Source organism: Amycolatopsis sp. NPDC003861, assembly GCF_053605405.1.
Genome location: NZ_JBSGJD010000024.1, coordinates 18920 through 35485, shown reverse-complemented (window position 1 = coordinate 35485; position 16566 = coordinate 18920). Strand labels below are relative to the sequence as shown.

Sequence of the window (16566 nt, the reverse complement as noted above, 5' to 3'; positions counted from 1 at the left end):
TCGAACCGAGGAGTCCCGTGCCGGACAGCGTCGACCCCCTCGAGGAACTGATCCAGGCGTTCCGCGCCACGGGCGATATCCGGTATCTGCTGCGGGCGTGCGAAGACGCCCGCGCGATGATCGCGGTGACGCCGGCCTCCTGGTTCCGCAACCACCTGCACAACCAGCTCAGCCGCGCACTGCGTGACCTGGCCGAAGCCACTTCCGATCGCGGGCGGCTGGAGGAGGCGATCGCGGCGGCCCGGGTGGCGGTCGACGGCGAGCCGGGCGATCCGTGGCGCTACGTCCAGCTGAACAACCTGGCCCAAGCGCTGGGTGACCGATTCGACCGGACTTCGGAGCCGGCCCACCTGGACGAGTGCGTGCAGGCGTACCGGGAAGCGCAGAAGGAGGTTCCCGAGGCGGACCTCCACGGGCGAGCCACCATCCACAGTGGACTCGCCACGATGCTGACCCGCCTCTTCGACCACACGGGTGACCTCGGAAACCTTGCGTCGGCCATCGACCTCTGCCGTCCGACAGCGGCGGCCGGTGAGCCCCGCAGCTCACAGCAGCTGGCCGCCCTTCTCGGTTTGTGGTTCGACCTCGACCCCGACCCCGCGGTGCTCGCCGAGGCGATCGCCGCGGCCGAGCACGCCACGCGAGCGACCCGCGAACCCGGCTTTCTCGTCGTCGCGCTGACCACCCTCGGCGAACTGCGTACCAAGGCGGCGATCGTCTCGGACGAACGGGACGCTCTAGACCGTGCCGCGACGGACCTCACCGAGGCGGTGCGGCTCACCCCGCCCGGAAGCACCCACTATCCCGGCCGGCTCACCAGTCTCGCCAACGCTCGGCACCAACAGTTCCGGCGCAGCGGCGAGCGGGCCCTGCTCGAAGAGGTGACCGCGCGGTTCACGGAAATCCTGGCCCTGACTCCGGCCGGCGACGTCAACCTGCCCGGACGGTACGCCAACCTCGCTTTGGCCCTGATCGACCAGTTCCGGTTCTTCGGGATCACCTCGGCGCTCGACACGGCGTCCGGGCACCTCCACAAAGCACTCGGCTCGATGGCGCCGCACGACCCGTTCCGGCCGATGCTGCTGTCGATCCTGGGGTCGGTCTACCTCGAGACGGCGACCGGGCTGGCCGGGAGCGAGGAGCGCCAGTGCCTCGACGTCGCGATCGAGACCCTGCGGGCAGCGGTTTCCGCCGCGCCGGAACGCTTCTCGACCCGGGGGCTGCTGGTCAACAACCTTGCCGTCGCCCTGCGGCGACACCCGGACCAGGCCGTTCGCGCCGAAGCCGAGCCGTGTCTCCGCACCTGGCTGGCCACGGCCGATCCCGCTGCCTCCGGATACGACCTGGTGCGTTCGACACTGGTCGCCGCGCTACTCGACCGGCTGAGGGCCGAGCCCGACCGCGCGACCCTCGAGGAAGGCGAGCACTTGGCCCGTGCGCTCGCCGCCGCGCAGGCGGGAGATCACCGGGTGCCGGTCACGAACCGGCTCGCCCTGGTACAGCTGCTGAAGATTCGTGCCGACCGGTTCGACGCCCCCGCGGCCCGCACCGAAGCAGTCACCGTCCTGCGATCGGTGCTGGACGCGCCGATGGCCCCGGACGACCGGATCCGAGCCCACATCGCACTCGGCGAGCTGCTCGCCGGTCACGATTGGCCCGGCGCCTGCCAGGCCTACCGGACGGCGGTCGACCTCCTGGTCCACATGGTGCCCCGCACGTGGCGCCCGGTCGATCGCGAACTCGGCTTGAGCCGGTTCTTCGCCCTGGCATCGGACGCGGCCGCCGTGGCACTGGCCGCCGGCGAGCCGCACCTCGCCGTCGAGCTCCTCGAGAGCGGCCGCGGCATCCTCCTCGGCACGAACCGCACCGCCGACCTCGATCGCCTGCGAGCCAGATACCCGGACCTGGCACGGCGGCTTGAAGAGGTCGACGTCCGGATCGCGGCCCTGCGCACGAGCGCCGACTCGCCGACCACGCACGCCGAGCTCTCGCTGCGCCGCAGGCTGGAGACCGAGGAGTCGGAAGTCCTCGCCCGGATCCGCGCCGAGCCGGGGTTCGAGCGGTTCCTCAAGGGTCCTTCGTGCGCCGAGCTCCTGGCCCGGCTGCCCGGTCCGGCCGTTGTCGTGAACGCCAGCAAGCACCGCTCCGACGCGCTTGTCCTGGCCGATGGCGAACTCGCCGTCGTGCCGCTCCCCCGGCTGCGCCGCGAGCACCTGGTCGACCAGTCGGCCCGCTTCCTCCAGCACCGGGACCGGTTCGTCCTGGGCGACGAGCTCGCGGCGGTCGACGAGGCCACGATCGATCTCCGGGTCCGCTCGCTGCACAACACGCTCAGCTGGCTGTGGGAAAGCGTGGCCTCGCCGGTGCTGGCCGCCCTGGGACCGCGGCGGCGGGTCTGGTGGTGCCCGACCGGAATGGTCACGGTGCTCCCGATCCACGCCGCCGGCCGGTACCGGAAGACCACCGGCGACGAGCTGCCCGAAACGGTGCTGGACCACGTCGTGCCGTCCTACGTGCCGACGTTGCGGACGTTGCTGGAGCCCCCAGCAGCGCCCGGGAACCAGCGGATGCTGGCCGTGGGGGTCGCCGATACCCCGGGGCAGGCGTTCCTCGAAGCGGCGACCGACGAGGCGCGAGCCGCGGCGGCGGTCTTCCGGGACAGCACTTTGCTCCTCGACGCCGACGCGACCCGTTCACGGCTGCTGGCGGAACTCACGCGACACGATTGGTTTCACTTCGCCGGGCACGGCCGGCAGGACACCTACAGCATGGAAAGTGCCTGCCTGATGAGTCACGACCACGCTCGCACCGGCGGAGTCGGTTTCGCCGACCTCCGCGCGGCCCGAACCGGCCGGGCGCAGCTCGCCTACCTCGGTGCGTGCGAGTCGTCGTCGGGCAGGCTGACGCTGCCCGACGAAGCGATGCATCTCGCCGGCGCCCTGCTGGCAGCGGGTTTCGACCGGGTCGTGGCGGCGAACTGGCGTGTCGACGACCGCATCGCGAAGAACGTCGCGGACCTCTTCTACCGGTTTCTCTCGGATCCGTCGCCCACCGCGGATCGCGCTGCGGAGGCGCTGCACGCGACGGTCCAGCTCACGCGCAAACGACTGGCACGTGAGCTGGCCGGCGCGGACCGCGACCTGGCCGTACTGCTGTGGGGCGCCTTCGTCCACTTCGGCCGCTAGCCCCCGCGATCATTCAGACCTTTGGGGCCGACGTGTCCGTGGCCTTCACCCGCTCCAAGAGCAGCTGCGCCACATCGCGTACATCGACGTTCTCCGCCTTCTGCTCGCTCTGGCGCTGGACCAGGCCGTCGGTCAGCATCACGCGGCAGAACGGGCAGCCCGTCACGATCGTTTCCGCGTCCGTGGCGATCGCCTCGTCGACGCGCTCCAGGTTGATGCGCTTGCCGATCTGCTCCTCCATCCACATGCGGGCGCCACCCGCGCCGCAGCACAGGGCCCGGTCGGCGTGGCGGGGCATCTCGGCCAGCTCGGCGCCCGTCGCCCCGACCAGCTCGCGCGGCGGGGTGTAGACCTTGTTGTGGCGGCCGAGGTAGCAGGGGTCGTGGTAGGTGACCTTCGGGCCGTCCTCGACCGGCTTCACCGGGGTCAGCTGGCCGCCACGGACCAGGCGGTTGAGCAGCTGCGTGTGGTGCACCACCTCGTAGTGCCCGTCCAGCTGGGGGTACTCGCGGCTCAGCGTGTTCAGGCAGTGCGGGCAGGTCGTGACGATCTTCCGCAGCCTCGGCTCGCGGCCCTCGAACACGGCGTTCAACGTCTCCGCCGTCTGCTGCGCCATCATCTGGAAGAGGAACTCGTTGCCCGCGCGGCGCGCCGGATCACCCGTGCACGACTCCTCCTTGCCCAGCACCACGTACTTCACCCCGGCGATGTGCAGCAGCTCCGCCGTGGCGCGGACGGTCTTGCGGGCCTGGTCGTCGAACGCGCCCGCGCAGCCGACCCAGTAGACGTACTCGACGTCCTCGGCCAGCTCGCCGTCGAACACCGGGACGTCGAAGCCGAGGTCCTTCGTCCAGGCCAGGCGCTCGGAGTTGTTCTGGCCCCACGGGTTGCCCTTGGTCTCCAGGTTCTTGAACAGCCCGCCCAGCTCGGTCGGGAACGCCGACTCGATCATCACCTGGTAGCGGCGCATGTCGACGATGTGGTCGACGTGCTCGATGTCCACCGGGCACTGCTCGACGCACGCGCCGCAGGTGGTGCACGACCACAGCACGTCCGGGTCGATGACGCCGCCGTCGTCCTCCGGGCCGACCAGCGGGCGCGCGCCCTCGTGCTCGGTGCCCGCGAGGATGTAGGGCGCTTCCTCGAACAGGTTGTCGCGCAGGTTCATGATGACGAGCTTCGGCGACAACGGCTTGCCGGTGTTCCACGCCGGGCACTGCGACTGGCAGCGGCCGCACTCGGTGCACGTGGCGAAGTCGAGCATGCCCTTCCAGGTGAAGTCGCCGATCTTGCCGCGGCCGAACGTGTCGTCCTCGCCCGGGTCCTCGAAGTCGATCGGCTTGCCCGCGGACTCCATCGGCAGCAGCGGGCCGAGCGCGTCCGGCAGCCGCTTCGCCGAGACGTTGATCGGCGCCACGAAGATGTGCAGGTGCTTGGAGTAGAGCACGATGCTGAGGAAGACGAGCATGACGCCGATGTGCAGCAGCAGGCCGATGGTCTCCAGCACCTCGGTCGTCGAGTGCCCGAGCGGCTCGAGCAGGTTCCCGACGCCGAGCGAGACGTACGCGCCGTTGTCGTAGGGGAAGTTGCCGGACGCCGACGAGGCGCCGCGGAAGAAGAACATCGTCCAGACGACGTTGAAGATCATGATCAGGATCAGCCACGCGCCGCCGGTGTGCGAGCCGTAGAAGCGGGACGCGCGGTCCTTGCGCTCGGGGGCGTTGCGGATGCGGATGATCGTGAAGACGCCCAGCGAGACGGCGACCGCGACGGCGATGAAGTCCTGCAGGAAGCCGAGCACCGCCCAGTGGCCGATCCACGGGATGGCGAACTTCTCGTCGAACAGCGCGCCGTACGCCTCGAGGTACACCGAAGCGAGGATCACGAAGCCCCAGAACGTGAAGAAGTGCGCCAGTCCGGGCACCGACCACTTCAGCAGCTTGCGCTGGCCGAACACCTCGCGCACCTGCGCGAAGACCCGGGCGCCGAGCTCGTCGGACCGCTTGGCGTCGGGCTGGCCGGCCTTGATCAGCCGGTAGAGGAACGCGACCCGCTTGCCGGCGACGGCGAGGCCGACGACCGTCATGAGCAGGCCGAGGATGAGACGAACGAGCACGAGTCCTCCGCGTCGTGATGGAAGGACCGGCTCAGTGCGAGCCGGTGTAGTACCGGCACGCCTTGCACGCGTACCGCATCTTCGCGATCCGCCAGTGCTTCCGGTACAGATCGAGGTCGGGCGAGCGCCGGACGCCGAGGCGCTGGTAACGCCCGGGCCGCCGGCCGGTTTCGTACTGCTCGGTCGCTCGGCCGAGGTGGGCGCGCCGCAACACGCACCCCCGCGTCCGGCACCGGCCGAGCGCGGCGCGGCAGAACCGGTGCAGCAGCACGAGATCGCCGGTCACTTCTTCGACCACGCCGTAGCCGGGGTGGTCGCCCGGCCCGGTGAGCCGCACCGGCAGCCCGCAATACGCGCATTTGAGCGTGCAGGGAAGGCAGCCGGTGAGGTGCCGGATCCGCAGTTCGCGCCGGTCTTCGGAGCCGGGTCCTCGGACGCGCGACGCCATGAAGCCTCCCGGAACGACTGTGATCGGCACCACTGTCTGCTACTGGAGGGTAATGAGGAGATCACTTCGCGCGACAGGACCGTTCGGCCTAGTTTCCCTGGACTGTTCGGCGCAATTTCGCAGGCAAGGATTACCTTACTGTCCGTACAGCGGACGCTTAACACCGCGAATCGTACGTTCGGCCCTGCTGAACACAGCGTGTCCCCCGCCACAATCCGGGCATGACGTATCACCCGGTCCCCTACCGCCCCGCCCGGCTGCCCGACGCCGAAGCGCTCGCCCGCGCCGCCGCGCTGCGCCGGCGGATGGAAGCCCGGCGTTCGGTGCGGATGTTCTCCCCCGACCCGGTACCCGAACGCGCGGTGCTCGACGCGATCGCCGTCGCTTCGACCGCGCCGAGCGGGGCGCACCAGCAGCCGTGGACGTTCGTCCTCGTCACCGATCCCGCGGTGCGCCGCCGGATCCGCGAAGCCGCCGAGGCCGAGGAGCGGATTTCCTACGAAGGCCGCCTCGGCGAGGCGTGGCTCGACGCGCTCCGGCCCCTCGGCACGGACGCGGTGAAACCCCACCTGACGGACGCGCCGTACCTCATCGTCGTGTTCCAGCAACGGTTCGCCCTCGACGAAGACGGCGGTGTCCGCAAGCACTACTACGTCGACGAGTCGGTCGGCATCGCGGTGGGCATGCTCCTGACGGCGTTGCAGGTGGCGGGCCTCGCCGCGTTGACGCACACGCCGTCGCCGATGCGCTTCCTCGGGGAACTGCTCGGCCGCCCACGCAACGAAAAGGCGTTCGCGGTGATCCCGGTCGGCTACCCGGCCGACGACTGCGTCGTGCCGGACCTGCAGCGCAAGCCGCTCGATGAGGTCCTCGTGCGGATCTGAGCTCCTCAGCCGGGGAAGCCGTCCGGCAGGTTCGGGAACGCCGGGCCCGACAGCAGGTCCACACCCCGCTCCCGCCACCACGCGGCCTCCTCCGGCGTCCGCACCCCGGCGACCGACACCGCGGACCCGGCCGCGTGGGCCGCGTCGATCAAGGCCGACAGCGGGCCGGCCACCAAGGGGTGTTCGCGCTTGGCCGCCAGGTTCGGTGCGATGCGGACCGCGGCGGCCGGGAACTCCGTCAGGCACGTGATGTCGCCGAGGCCGTGGATCTCCGCCCGGACGCCGATCTCACCCAGGACCCGGAAGTTGTCGGCCGTGTCGCTGACGTCCAGGGCCGCGGCCGCCGGGAAGCCGGGGCGCAGGCGGTCCGGCGGCAAACCGGTGTCGTCCAGGATGCGGCGGATTTCGCCGACCAATTCCGGGTCCGCCGCCTGCTGGGCCGTCAGCTCGACGACCAGGGGCACGTCCGGCCCGGATGCCGCCAGCCGCTCGGCCGCCGTGCGCAACAGCCACGTGCCCAGCGGGAGCGCCAACCCGATCTCCGCGGCCAGCCGGACGCAGGTTTCGTGCGGCAGCACGCCTTCCGCCGGGTGGTTCCACTGCAGGCGCGCCTCGACGGCCTCGGCCGCGCCGGTCGTCGCCGACGTCAGGACCTGGTAGCGGGCTTCGATCTCGCCGTTCTCCCACGCGCCCGCCATCGACGCGGCCAAGCCGAAGTCGTGCCGGTCGCGGCGGTCCAGCTCGCGGTCGAACAGGCCCCACTGGCTGCCCGTCCGCTGGGCGCGCCGCAAGGTCAGGTCCGACGCCTGGAGCAGCTCCGCGGGCGTGATGTCGCGCGGCGGGCGGTGGACCACGCCGATCGCGGCCGGCACCGCGACCCCGCGCTGCCCGTCGACGTACTCCGCTTCGGCGAGCTCGTGGGTGATCCGGCGGACGAGCGTCACCACGCCCGGCGTGTCCGCCGTGTTCTGCACCAGCACGCCGAATTCGTCGCCGCCGAGGCGGGCCACCAGCGCCTTCTCCCCGTCGAACACCAACTTCAGCTTGGCGGCGACCCCGCGCAGGAGCCGGTCGCCGAGTTCCTGGCCGAGGCCGCCGTTGATCTGGGAGAAGCCTTCGAGGTCGAGGTGGAACAGGGTGACCCCGCGGGCGGGGTCCGCGTCGCGGAGCAGGGTTTCCAAGCGGGTGCTGAAGAACTGCCGGTTCGGCAGCCCGGTGAGCACGTCGTGCAGCGCCTGGTGGCTCAGCCGCCGCTGCAGTAGCGACACCTCGGTGTCGTCGTCGACGATCGTCAGCAGCTGGCGGGGGGCGCCGACCGCGTCGCGGATCACCGACGCGGCGAACGTCGCCCACATCGGTTCGCCGTCCTTGCCGAGCAGGCGGCGGCCGGCGCGCAGCCGGTGCAGCCGGCCGGCCACCAGCTCGCCGTAGCTTTCCCGCAGCTGCTCGACGTCCTCGGGATGAACCAGGTCGAACAGCGTCATCGCGCCGATCTCGGCCGGCGTGCGGTTGAGCGTCTTGGCCAGCGCCGCGTTCGCCCGCAGCACCCGGCCGTCCAGCTCGGTGAGCGCGACGCCGCTGGCCGAGCCGGCGAACACCTCCTCGAACTGCGCGCGGGAGATGACGTGCTTCTGCCGCGTCTCCTGCTCGACCTTCAGCAGCGCCCGGCTCAGGCCCTCCTGCCGCTTCTGGATGTCCTCGCGCAGCATCTCGCCGTACCCGGAGCTGAACGCGCCGAGCACCAGCACGACCCGCTCGGCGAGCCGGTCGATCCCGCGCAGTTCCGGCTCGCGGACCAGCGCCTTGCCCAGGACTTCCAGGCTGCGGCGCAGGCTTTCGGCGCCGACGCAGCGCAGCTCGACGAGCCGCCCGCCGGCGGTCGCGGCCGCCGGGAGGTCCGGTGGTTCGCTCGCCACCGCCTCGAACAGCCGCCCGGCCAGGCCGGCGAGTTCGCGCTCGATCTCCTCGGGCGTGTGCGGCAGGTACGCCGTGGTGCTGATCAGGTAGCCCCACTTGCGCGCGAGCGCGGCCAGCCGTTTCGCCGCGCGATCGGCGTCCGGCTTGTTCCGCGGGGCGTTGCCGCGGGGTTGGGGAGCAGTCACCTCAGGCTGTCCAAGGGTTCAGTACACACCGTTCGGGTCAATCGATATATCTTGGCCCGGAATTGTGCGACACGCACGGGTTCAGTTTCGTCCGATCGAGTGATAACCCTGCGGAGCGATCCCCAGGCGGCCCTGCAGCCAGGACCGGGTCGCACTGCGGTATTCGCCCGCGTTTTCGTGCAGCGCCACGGAATGCCCCGCACCGGGCAGCACGTACGTCGACAACTTCGCCGGGTCGGCGTAATAGGGCGCCTCCTGCGCCCGCAGCACCGCCGCGTCGGAACAGTCGCGCAACGCCAGCACCCCGCAGAAAAGGACGTCCTTTTCCCCGACCACCTGCAAAACCGGTACGGAGATTCCCCACGTCGCGGGCAACACGATGCCGAACAACGCGACCGTGCCCATCCCCGGCACCGAAACCTGGTCCTTCGTCGCCTCGTCGGCGGCGATCACGGCCGGGTCGGCGTCGCCCGCCGCGTAGAACAGCCCGGCGCGCGCTCCCGGCCTCGTCGTGAAGTACAGCGGGTCGCTGCCGAGGGTCCCGAGCTGCCCGTCGAGCAGCGCCGGCTGCAGGCCGAGCGCCGCGCCGAGGGCGAGCACGGGCAGGGCCGGCAGGTGCGTGATGCCGGTGAGGACGACGCCGTCGACGTCGCGGTACGTGGACGCTTCCACGGCGACGACCCCGGAGCCGACCGAGTGCCCGACGATGACCACCTTCGCGAACCGGACGCCACCGGCCCGGCCGGCCCGCAGGTGCCCGACCACCTCGTGCATCGACTCGGCCGCGGCCCAGACCGACAGCGGCAGGCTCAGCGGCCGGCTGCTGCGCCCGGCGCCGAGCTGGTCGGCGGCGAAGGTCGCGTAACCGTGCGCGGCCATGTCGCGCTGGTAGGAGTAGCGCTGCGGCTCGTAGGGCAGGTCCCAGTACGCGCTGTTGTACGTCCCGCCGTGCACGAGCAGCTGAACGGTGTCCGGGGCGGCCCCGGCGGGCAGGCACAGCCGGCCGTGGACGGTCGCGGGCGCCCCGGGCACCAGCGGGGGCAGGCCCGGGCCGGAGACCGGCAGATCCGTGTCGCTGCAGGAGATCGCGGCGGCCTCGGCGGGCACCGCCGCGGTCAGCGACGCGAACAGGACACCGCACGCGAACAACGCCGACGTCACCTTGACGGGCAGCTTCACGCCGCACTCCCTCTGGACTCGGACAGGTGAAGGAACTCCGGAACACTACACCCGGTAGCCGGACGGGTACCGTCAGGTCGCGCGCGGCACCAGCGTCATCGGCAGGCGGTTCGGCTGCATGGTGGCCTTGATCTGCGCGTACACCTTCTTGCCCGGTACCGGGACCAGGCGCCAGCGCGCCCCGATGGTCGCGGCGACGATGCCGATCTCCGTCGGCGCGAACACGTGCCCCGGGCACAGCCGCGCGCCCGCGCCGAACGGGATGTACGCCCCCTTCGGCAGGTCCGCGGTGCGGCCGGGGGCCCAGCGGTCCGGGTCGAACCGGTCCGGCTCGGGGAACCAGCGCGGATCGCGGTGCAGGGTGTGCTGGCTGACGGCGACCTCACTGCCGGCCGGGATCGCGACCCCGCCGAGCTCGACGTCCTCCCGCGCGCGGCGCATCAGGATCAGCGGCGGGGTGCGGCGGACGATCTCGTTCACGATCTGGTGGGTGTAGACCAGATCGGGCAGGTCTTCGAAGCGCGCGGCACGCCCGCCCAGCACTTCGTCGACTTCGGCGTGGAACCGCCGCTCGACGTCTGGGTGCTGCCCCAGCTCGTGGAAGAACCAGGCCAGCGCGACGGCGGTGGTCTCGGCGCCGGTGGTCAGGATCGTGATGACCTCGTCGTGCACCTGGCGATCGGACATGCCTTCGCCGGTGTCCTCGTCGCGGGCCAGGAGCAGCATCGAGAGCAGGTCGCCGTGGTCGGCACCGTCTTCGCGGGCCGCGACGACGGTTTCGCCGATCACCTCGCGCAGGCGCGCGGCCGCGGTGTCGAACCGCCGGTTCGCCGGGATCGGCAGCCTCTCGACGAACTTCGGCGAGAAGGCCCGGATCAGCACGTATTTCAGCATGACCGGGATCGAGTGCCGGATCTCCGCCAGCGCCTCCTCGCCGAGCGCGGTGGAGAACAGCGTCTGCCCGGCGATGGTCAGCACCAGGTCCTGCATCCGCTTGTCGAACTCGACGACTTCGCCGGGCCGCCACGAACACACGAGGTCGTCGGCCAGCGTCGTCATGGTGTGTTCGGCGTAGCCGGCGATCCGCGTGCGGCCGAAGGCGGGCATCACCAGCCGGCGCTGGCGGCGGTTGAGCTCGCCGTTCGAGGTGGCCAAGCCGTCACCGAAGAGCGGGCGCATCTTGTCGAAGACCAGGCCCTTGTCGAACTTGTCGGCGTCGGTGGCCAGCACCTGCCAGGCCAGTTCCGGGGTGGTGACCACGTGCACCGGCAGCGGCCCGAGCCGGATTTCGACGACTTCTCCGTGCGCGGACAGGGAAGTGAAGAACTTCAGCGGGTCGCGCAGCAGCGGCACGGTGTGCCCGAGCAGCGGGACCCGGCCGGGCACGGGACGCGGGTTCGTCATGGCCTCGCCTCCCTCGCGACCGGGCCACCTTAGCCGGACGCCGGGGCGGCGGAGCGCGAGTCCACACGAACGGATGAGGGGCTAAGCTCCGGTCCCGCAGCGTCCGCGAGGGTGGGAGGTCCCGTGACCGGAGAACTGAGCTGGGTCCCGCCGGAGATCGACACCTCGGTGCCGAACCCGGCCCGGGTGTACGACTTCTGGCTCGACGGGGACCACAACTTCGCCGCCGACCGGGCGCTCGGGGAGCAGATCCTGAAGATCATGCCGGGCATCCGCGACGCCGCCCGGCTCAACCGCGCCTTCCTGCGCCGCGCCGCGCGATACATGGTGAACGCCGGGGTCCGGCAGTTCCTCGACGTCGGCTCCGGCATCCCGACCGTCGGCAACCTGCACGAGATCGTCCAGCAGATCGACCCGTCGTGCCGGGTGGTGTACGTCGACCGCGAATCGGTCGCCGTCGCGCACAGCGAGCTGCTGCTGCAGGGCAACGACAACTGCGCGGTGATCCAGGCCGACCTGCGCGACGTCAACGACATCTTCGACGCGGAGCCGGCCCGCCGGCTGCTCGACCCCGAGCAGCCGACCGGCGTGTTCATGTTGTTGCTGCTGCACTTCGTGCCCGACTCCTGGGACCCGGTGGGCATCCTGGCCCGCTACCGCGAGCGGCTCGCGCCGGGCAGCTTCCTCGCCGTTACGCACGTCGCGGCGGACTCGGGGTCGGAGGGCCTCGACGAAGCGATCGAGGTCTACACGACCCGGCAGAACCAGCAGAACCAGCCGTTCCCGCGCACGCACGACCAGGTGCTCCGGTTCTTCGAGGGCTTCGACCTCGTCGAACCGGGCCTGGTCGGCTGCGCGATGTGGAACCCCGAGGGCGCCGGCGACATGTCCGACGACCCGTCGGTCAACTCCCTGCCCTATGCGGGGGTGGGCCGCAAACCCTAGGTCACCGCAGCGAGAACGTCGCCAGGTTCACCGGGCCGTCGAAGGTCAGGTACACGTCGTGCCGGCCGCTCGCCTTGGCCAGCACCGCCGTCACCGTCGTGTACGCGTACCGGTCACCCGTCGACGACACCGGGACGGTGCCCAGCACGCGGCCGGTCGGCGAGTCCAGGCGGACCGTGACCTTCGACGCCGCCGTCGCGGACACCGAGGCCGAGAAGCGCCCCGGGCCGTTCAGCGCCACGTTGCGGTACGCCACCCAGCTGCCGGCCGCGGTGGCGACCGACGTCCCCGAAACCTTCGACGTGTCCGTCAACGTCGTGCCGGAGTAGTCGTCGAAGTTCTGGGCCTGGGTCGGCCGGCTCAGGTCGCGCGGCTGGGGACGCTCCCCCGGCACGTAGACCGGCTGCGGTGCCGAGAGTTCGGAAGCGTTGCGGCCCACCGAGAACTCGTACACCCCCGCCGCCACGACGGACCGGTCGCGGGCGACGTCCCACGACGCCAGGTCCGCCACCGGCACGTCGAACCGCACCGTGCGGGTCTCCTTCGGGGCCAGGGTCAGCTTCGAGAAGTCCCGCAACCGCTGCACACCGGAGTTCTTCGAGTAGAGCTGGACGACGTCGGACCCGCGGCGGGCGCCGGTGTTCGTCACGTCGACGCTCACCCGGACCTGGCCGCCGGCCTGGAACGCGCGGACGTTGTCGTAGCGGAAACTGGTGTAGCTCAGCCCGTAGCCGAACGGGAACAGCGGCTTCCCGCGGTAGTACTGGTAAGTCATCCCGGTCTTGGCGATGTCGTAGTCCAGGATGCTCGGCAGCCCGGCGTCGGAGGCGTACCAGGTCTGCGTCAGCCGCCCGCTCGGGTCGGTGTCGCCGAAGAGGACGTCGGCGACCGCGTGCCCGGTTTCCTGCCCCGCGTGGCTGGTCCACAGGATGCCGGGTACCGGCAAGGTGTCCCAGCCGGTCGTCGGGTAGCTGTTCTCCACCACGACGACCGTGTGCGGGTTCGCCTTCTGCACCGCCTCGATCAGCGCGCGTTGCGCCGGGGCGAGCTCGGTGCTCGTGCGGTCGTTGGCTTCGCGGCCGTTGATGAACGGCATGCTGCCGACCACCACGACCGCGGTGTCCGCGTCCTTCGCCGCGGCGACCGCGCTGCCGACCCCGCTGCTCAGCACGTCCCGGCCGAACTTGGTGGCGTGCGCGGCGTCCGGCGAGGAGATCGTCAGGACGCCGTCCGCGCCGACCACGGCGAACTTGTTCGGGCCGAACCACGGCTCGTTGACCTCGTTGCCCGCGTACTCGAGCACGTAGCTGCCGTCGGGCTGGGCGTCGAGCTTCAGCTGCTGCTGCACGAACCAGCCGGCCGGCTGGTCGACGTCGTTCACCAGCGCGCCGCCGGAGTAGCTCAGGAACTTGCCGTTCGCGGCCGCGCGCAGCGTGTTCTTGCCCGCGCCCCAGTCGTAGACGTCGAAGGACTCGGCGGTGCCCGCCACCGCAGGACCGGCGGTGATCTTGCCGGTGGTCGCGGGGGCGGTCAGGTACCGGCCGGTGCCGAGGTCCTTCAGCGCGATCCGATCCACCCCTTCGGACGACGCGACCGTGCCCGCCGAGCCGAGCCGTTCCTTGATGCCCTGCAGCGGCGTGACCTTGTACTGCATCGCGCCGGCGTACCAGTCTTCGTACAGCGTGTTCGAAAGCGGGCCGACGACCGCGACCTTTCTGTTCTTCGCGGCGTTCAGCGGCAGCGCGCCGCCGTTGTTGCGCAGCAGCACCATCTGCGCGTCGGCGGCCTTGCGCGCCAGCGCCTGGTGCTCCGGCGAGCCGATGACGGCCGGGGTGATCTTCGCGTACGGGTTGCGGCCCGGCGGGTCGAACTCGCCGAGCCGGAACCGCAGCGACAGCAGGTGGCGGTCGGCGTTCTCGACGTCGGCCATGGTCAGAAAGCCCTTGGCGAGCGCTTCCTTGACCGCGGCGACGGTGATCGAGCCGTCGGTGTCGTTGTCGGTGAAGCTGTCGAGCCCCGCCTTGATCGCCGCCGCGTCGCCTTCGGCCTTGGTGGCGTAGTACTTCTCGGAGTTGACCAGGTTGGACGGTGCGCCGGCGTCGCTGACCACGGCGATGTCGTCCGGCGCCCACTTCCGCAGCTTGCCGTCGAGGTCCGGGCTGACGTGGTTCGGCCGTCCGTTGACCAGGTTGTACGACGGCATCACGGCGTTGGCCGCGCCCGCCTCCAGCGGGATCTTGAACGCCTGCTCGTCGTAGTCATGCAGGATCTTCGGCGGCACCGAGGAGCTCGTCGTGTCGCGGTTGACCTCGTTGTTGTAGGCCAGGAAGTGCTTGAGCGTCGGCGCGGCCTGCAGGTAGCGCGGGTCGTCACCCTGCATGCCGTGGCCGTAGGCCTTCGCGAATTCGCCGGTCAGGTACGGGTCTTCGGAGTAGCCCTCTTCGTTGCGGCCCCACCGCGGGTCGCGCAGCAGGTTCACCACCGGGGCCCACAGGTTGAGGCCCCACAGCGTCGGGTTGCGGGCGTTGAAGCCGCGCGCCTCCTGCCCGACGGCCGCGCCCACCTGCTTCACCAGCGCCGGGTCCCAAGTGGTGGCCAGGCCGATGGCCTGCGGGAACACCGTGCCGTCGGCTTTGACGACGGCACCGGAGTTGTCGTAGTCGGTCGACCAGGCGACACCGTGCAGGGCTTCGGTGCCGGTCTTGAAGACGCCGATGCCGAGCCGCGGGATGGCCGGCTGGTACTGGTGCAGCAGCGAGATCTTCTCGTCCGCCGTCAGCCGGGACAGCAGGTCGTCGATCCGGGTGGCCAGGGGCCGGGACGGATCGCGGAACGGGGGTGGCGGCGCCGCGAGCGCCGGCGACGAAGCCAGCAGCAGGGTCGCGGCCACCGCCGGGACGAGGGCACGGCGGAAGAGGGACAAGCGCACGGACGGCCTCCGATTCGTCGAATCGTTTCGACGGCGCGGCGCGGAACATTCGCGTCGAACGGCGGGGAACCCGACGACTATTACAGCCGCGTGAGCAGAAGGTCAAGACTTCCTGGGAACGCTCCCAGGTCTCTTTGAGGACGGCTTGATCGTGGCACTGAGCTGCAAAAAGAACGTTCAACAGGGACCTTCGACGATTTCGACGAACACCTCTGTTGTCGAATAACCATCGAATACCGGCAAACGGTGAATGATGCTTGTGTTTCCGGCGGGTGTCACTTACCTTCGTGCCATCGTCGATGCGCTTCGACACAACGCTCGTCCCCCTCCCCGCCTTCAGGAGGCCGCCCGTGGTCACGATCAACGACGTCGCCAACGCGGCCGGGGTCGCCCCCAGCACGGTGTCGTACGTGATCAGCGGCAAACGCTCGATCTCGCCGAAGACCCGGCGGCTGGTCGAGGACAGCATCCGCAAGCTCGGCTACCACCCGCACGCCGGGGCCCGGGCACTGGCCAGCAGCAAGACCAACGTGCTCGCGCTGGTGGTCCCGCTGCGCACGGACCTCAACGTCGCCGTCGTGATGGAGTTCGTCGCGTCGGCGGTCACCGCGGCCCGCGCGCACGACCACGACCTGCTGCTGCTCACCAAGGACGAGGGGCCCGCCGCGCTGCAGCGGGTGGCGTCCTCGGCGATCGCCGACGCGCTGATGGTGATGGACGTCGAAACCGCCGACCCGCGGGTGCCGATGCTGCTGGCTCTCGACCTGCCAGTGGTGCTCATCGGCGTGCCCGACCACCCGGCCGGGCTGAGCTGCGTCGACCTCGACTTCACCGCGGCCGCCTCGGCCTGCGTCGCCCACCTGGCCGACCTCGGCCACCGCTCGATCGCGCTGATCGGCCCGTCCCCGGCGGTCTACCGGCGCGGTACGAGCTACGCGACGCGGTTCCTGCGCGGCTTCGACGAAGCCACGAAGAGCCGGGACGTGCGCGCGGCCTCCCACGCGTGCGCCCACTCCTACGAAGCGGTGAGCGCCTGCCTCGACGAGCTGCTCGCCGCCGATCCCGGCCTGACCGGCCTGGTCGTGCACAACGAGGCCGTGCTGCCCGGGCTGCTGTCGGACCTGCGCCACCGCGGCCTGCGGGTGCCCGAGGACATCTCGGTCATCGCCGTCTGCCCGGACAGCATGGCCGAGCAGCACGCCGTCGCGCTGACCAACGTGGCCATCCCGGCCGAGGAGGTCGGCACCCAGGCCGTCGAAATGACCATGCGCCGGCTCGCCGGCCACACCACCCCGGAGGTCCGGCTGCTCGGGCCCCGCCTCACCCGGCGCGAAAGCACCGCCGCGCCCCGCGCCTGACCCCCGGTTCTGCTCC

Annotated in this window: 10 protein-coding genes; 4 read left to right on the top strand and 6 right to left on the bottom strand. The window is 70.8% G+C overall.

Translation table 11 applies throughout. The features are described from left to right. Positions 1-17 precede the first annotated feature (17 nt). A complete protein-coding gene (locus ACWEVN_RS09415; RefSeq protein ID WP_452050889.1) occupies positions 18-3185 on the top strand; it encodes a CHAT domain-containing protein in 3168 nt (1055 codons plus the stop codon). A gap of 13 nt (positions 3186-3198) precedes the next feature. Here ACWEVN_RS09415 and ACWEVN_RS09410 read toward each other — a convergent pair whose 3' ends face one another. After that, the gene (locus tag ACWEVN_RS09410; RefSeq protein WP_452050888.1) at positions 3199-5301 is read right to left on the bottom strand and encodes a (Fe-S)-binding protein; all 2103 of its coding nucleotides are present in this window, start codon (positions 5299-5301) and stop codon (positions 3199-3201) included. 31 nt (positions 5302-5332) lie between these two features. Beyond that, on the bottom strand, positions 5333-5749 hold the full coding sequence (locus ACWEVN_RS09405) for a hypothetical protein (RefSeq protein ID WP_176169908.1): 417 nt from the start codon (positions 5747-5749) through the stop codon (positions 5333-5335). A gap of 221 nt (positions 5750-5970) precedes the next feature. On the opposite strand from ACWEVN_RS09405, the gene ACWEVN_RS09400 reads away from it, so the two are divergent. Next, the gene (locus ACWEVN_RS09400; protein WP_452050887.1) at positions 5971-6633 is read left to right on the top strand and encodes a nitroreductase family protein; all 663 of its coding nucleotides are present in this window, start codon (positions 5971-5973) and stop codon (positions 6631-6633) included. Positions 6634-6638: 5 nt separating this feature from the next. Here ACWEVN_RS09400 and ACWEVN_RS09395 read toward each other — a convergent pair whose 3' ends face one another. The 3 genes from ACWEVN_RS09395 to ACWEVN_RS09385 form a co-directional block, all read right to left on the bottom strand. Continuing rightward, positions 6639-8735, bottom strand: coding sequence for a diguanylate cyclase domain-containing protein (locus ACWEVN_RS09395; RefSeq protein ID WP_452050886.1), 2097 nt, complete (start codon positions 8733-8735; stop codon positions 6639-6641). An 81-nt stretch (positions 8736-8816) separates the two neighbouring features. Next, complete coding sequence (locus tag ACWEVN_RS09390; RefSeq protein WP_449684624.1) at positions 8817-9908, bottom strand: alpha/beta hydrolase; 1092 nt, start codon at positions 9906-9908, stop codon at positions 8817-8819. Positions 9909-9986: 78 nt separating this feature from the next. Continuing rightward, a complete protein-coding gene (locus ACWEVN_RS09385) occupies positions 9987-11318 on the bottom strand; it encodes a cytochrome P450 (RefSeq protein WP_452050885.1) in 1332 nt (443 codons plus the stop codon). Between the two features lie 123 nt (positions 11319-11441). Between ACWEVN_RS09385 and ACWEVN_RS09380 the strand changes: the two genes are divergently transcribed. Then, positions 11442-12263, top strand: a complete 822-nt coding sequence (locus ACWEVN_RS09380) for an SAM-dependent methyltransferase (protein WP_449684579.1) — start codon at positions 11442-11444, stop codon at positions 12261-12263. Position 12264: 1 nt separating this feature from the next. On the opposite strand, the gene ACWEVN_RS09375 is transcribed toward ACWEVN_RS09380, so the two are convergent. Further along, positions 12265-15192, bottom strand: a complete 2928-nt coding sequence (locus tag ACWEVN_RS09375) for a glycoside hydrolase family 3 C-terminal domain-containing protein (protein WP_452050884.1) — start codon at positions 15190-15192, stop codon at positions 12265-12267. Between the two features lie 350 nt (positions 15193-15542). Here ACWEVN_RS09375 and ACWEVN_RS09370 point away from each other — a divergent pair, with 350 nt between their 5' ends. Then, complete coding sequence (locus ACWEVN_RS09370; RefSeq protein ID WP_310976287.1) at positions 15543-16550, top strand: LacI family DNA-binding transcriptional regulator; 1008 nt, start codon at positions 15543-15545, stop codon at positions 16548-16550. The last annotated feature ends 16 nt before the right edge of the window (positions 16551-16566 follow it).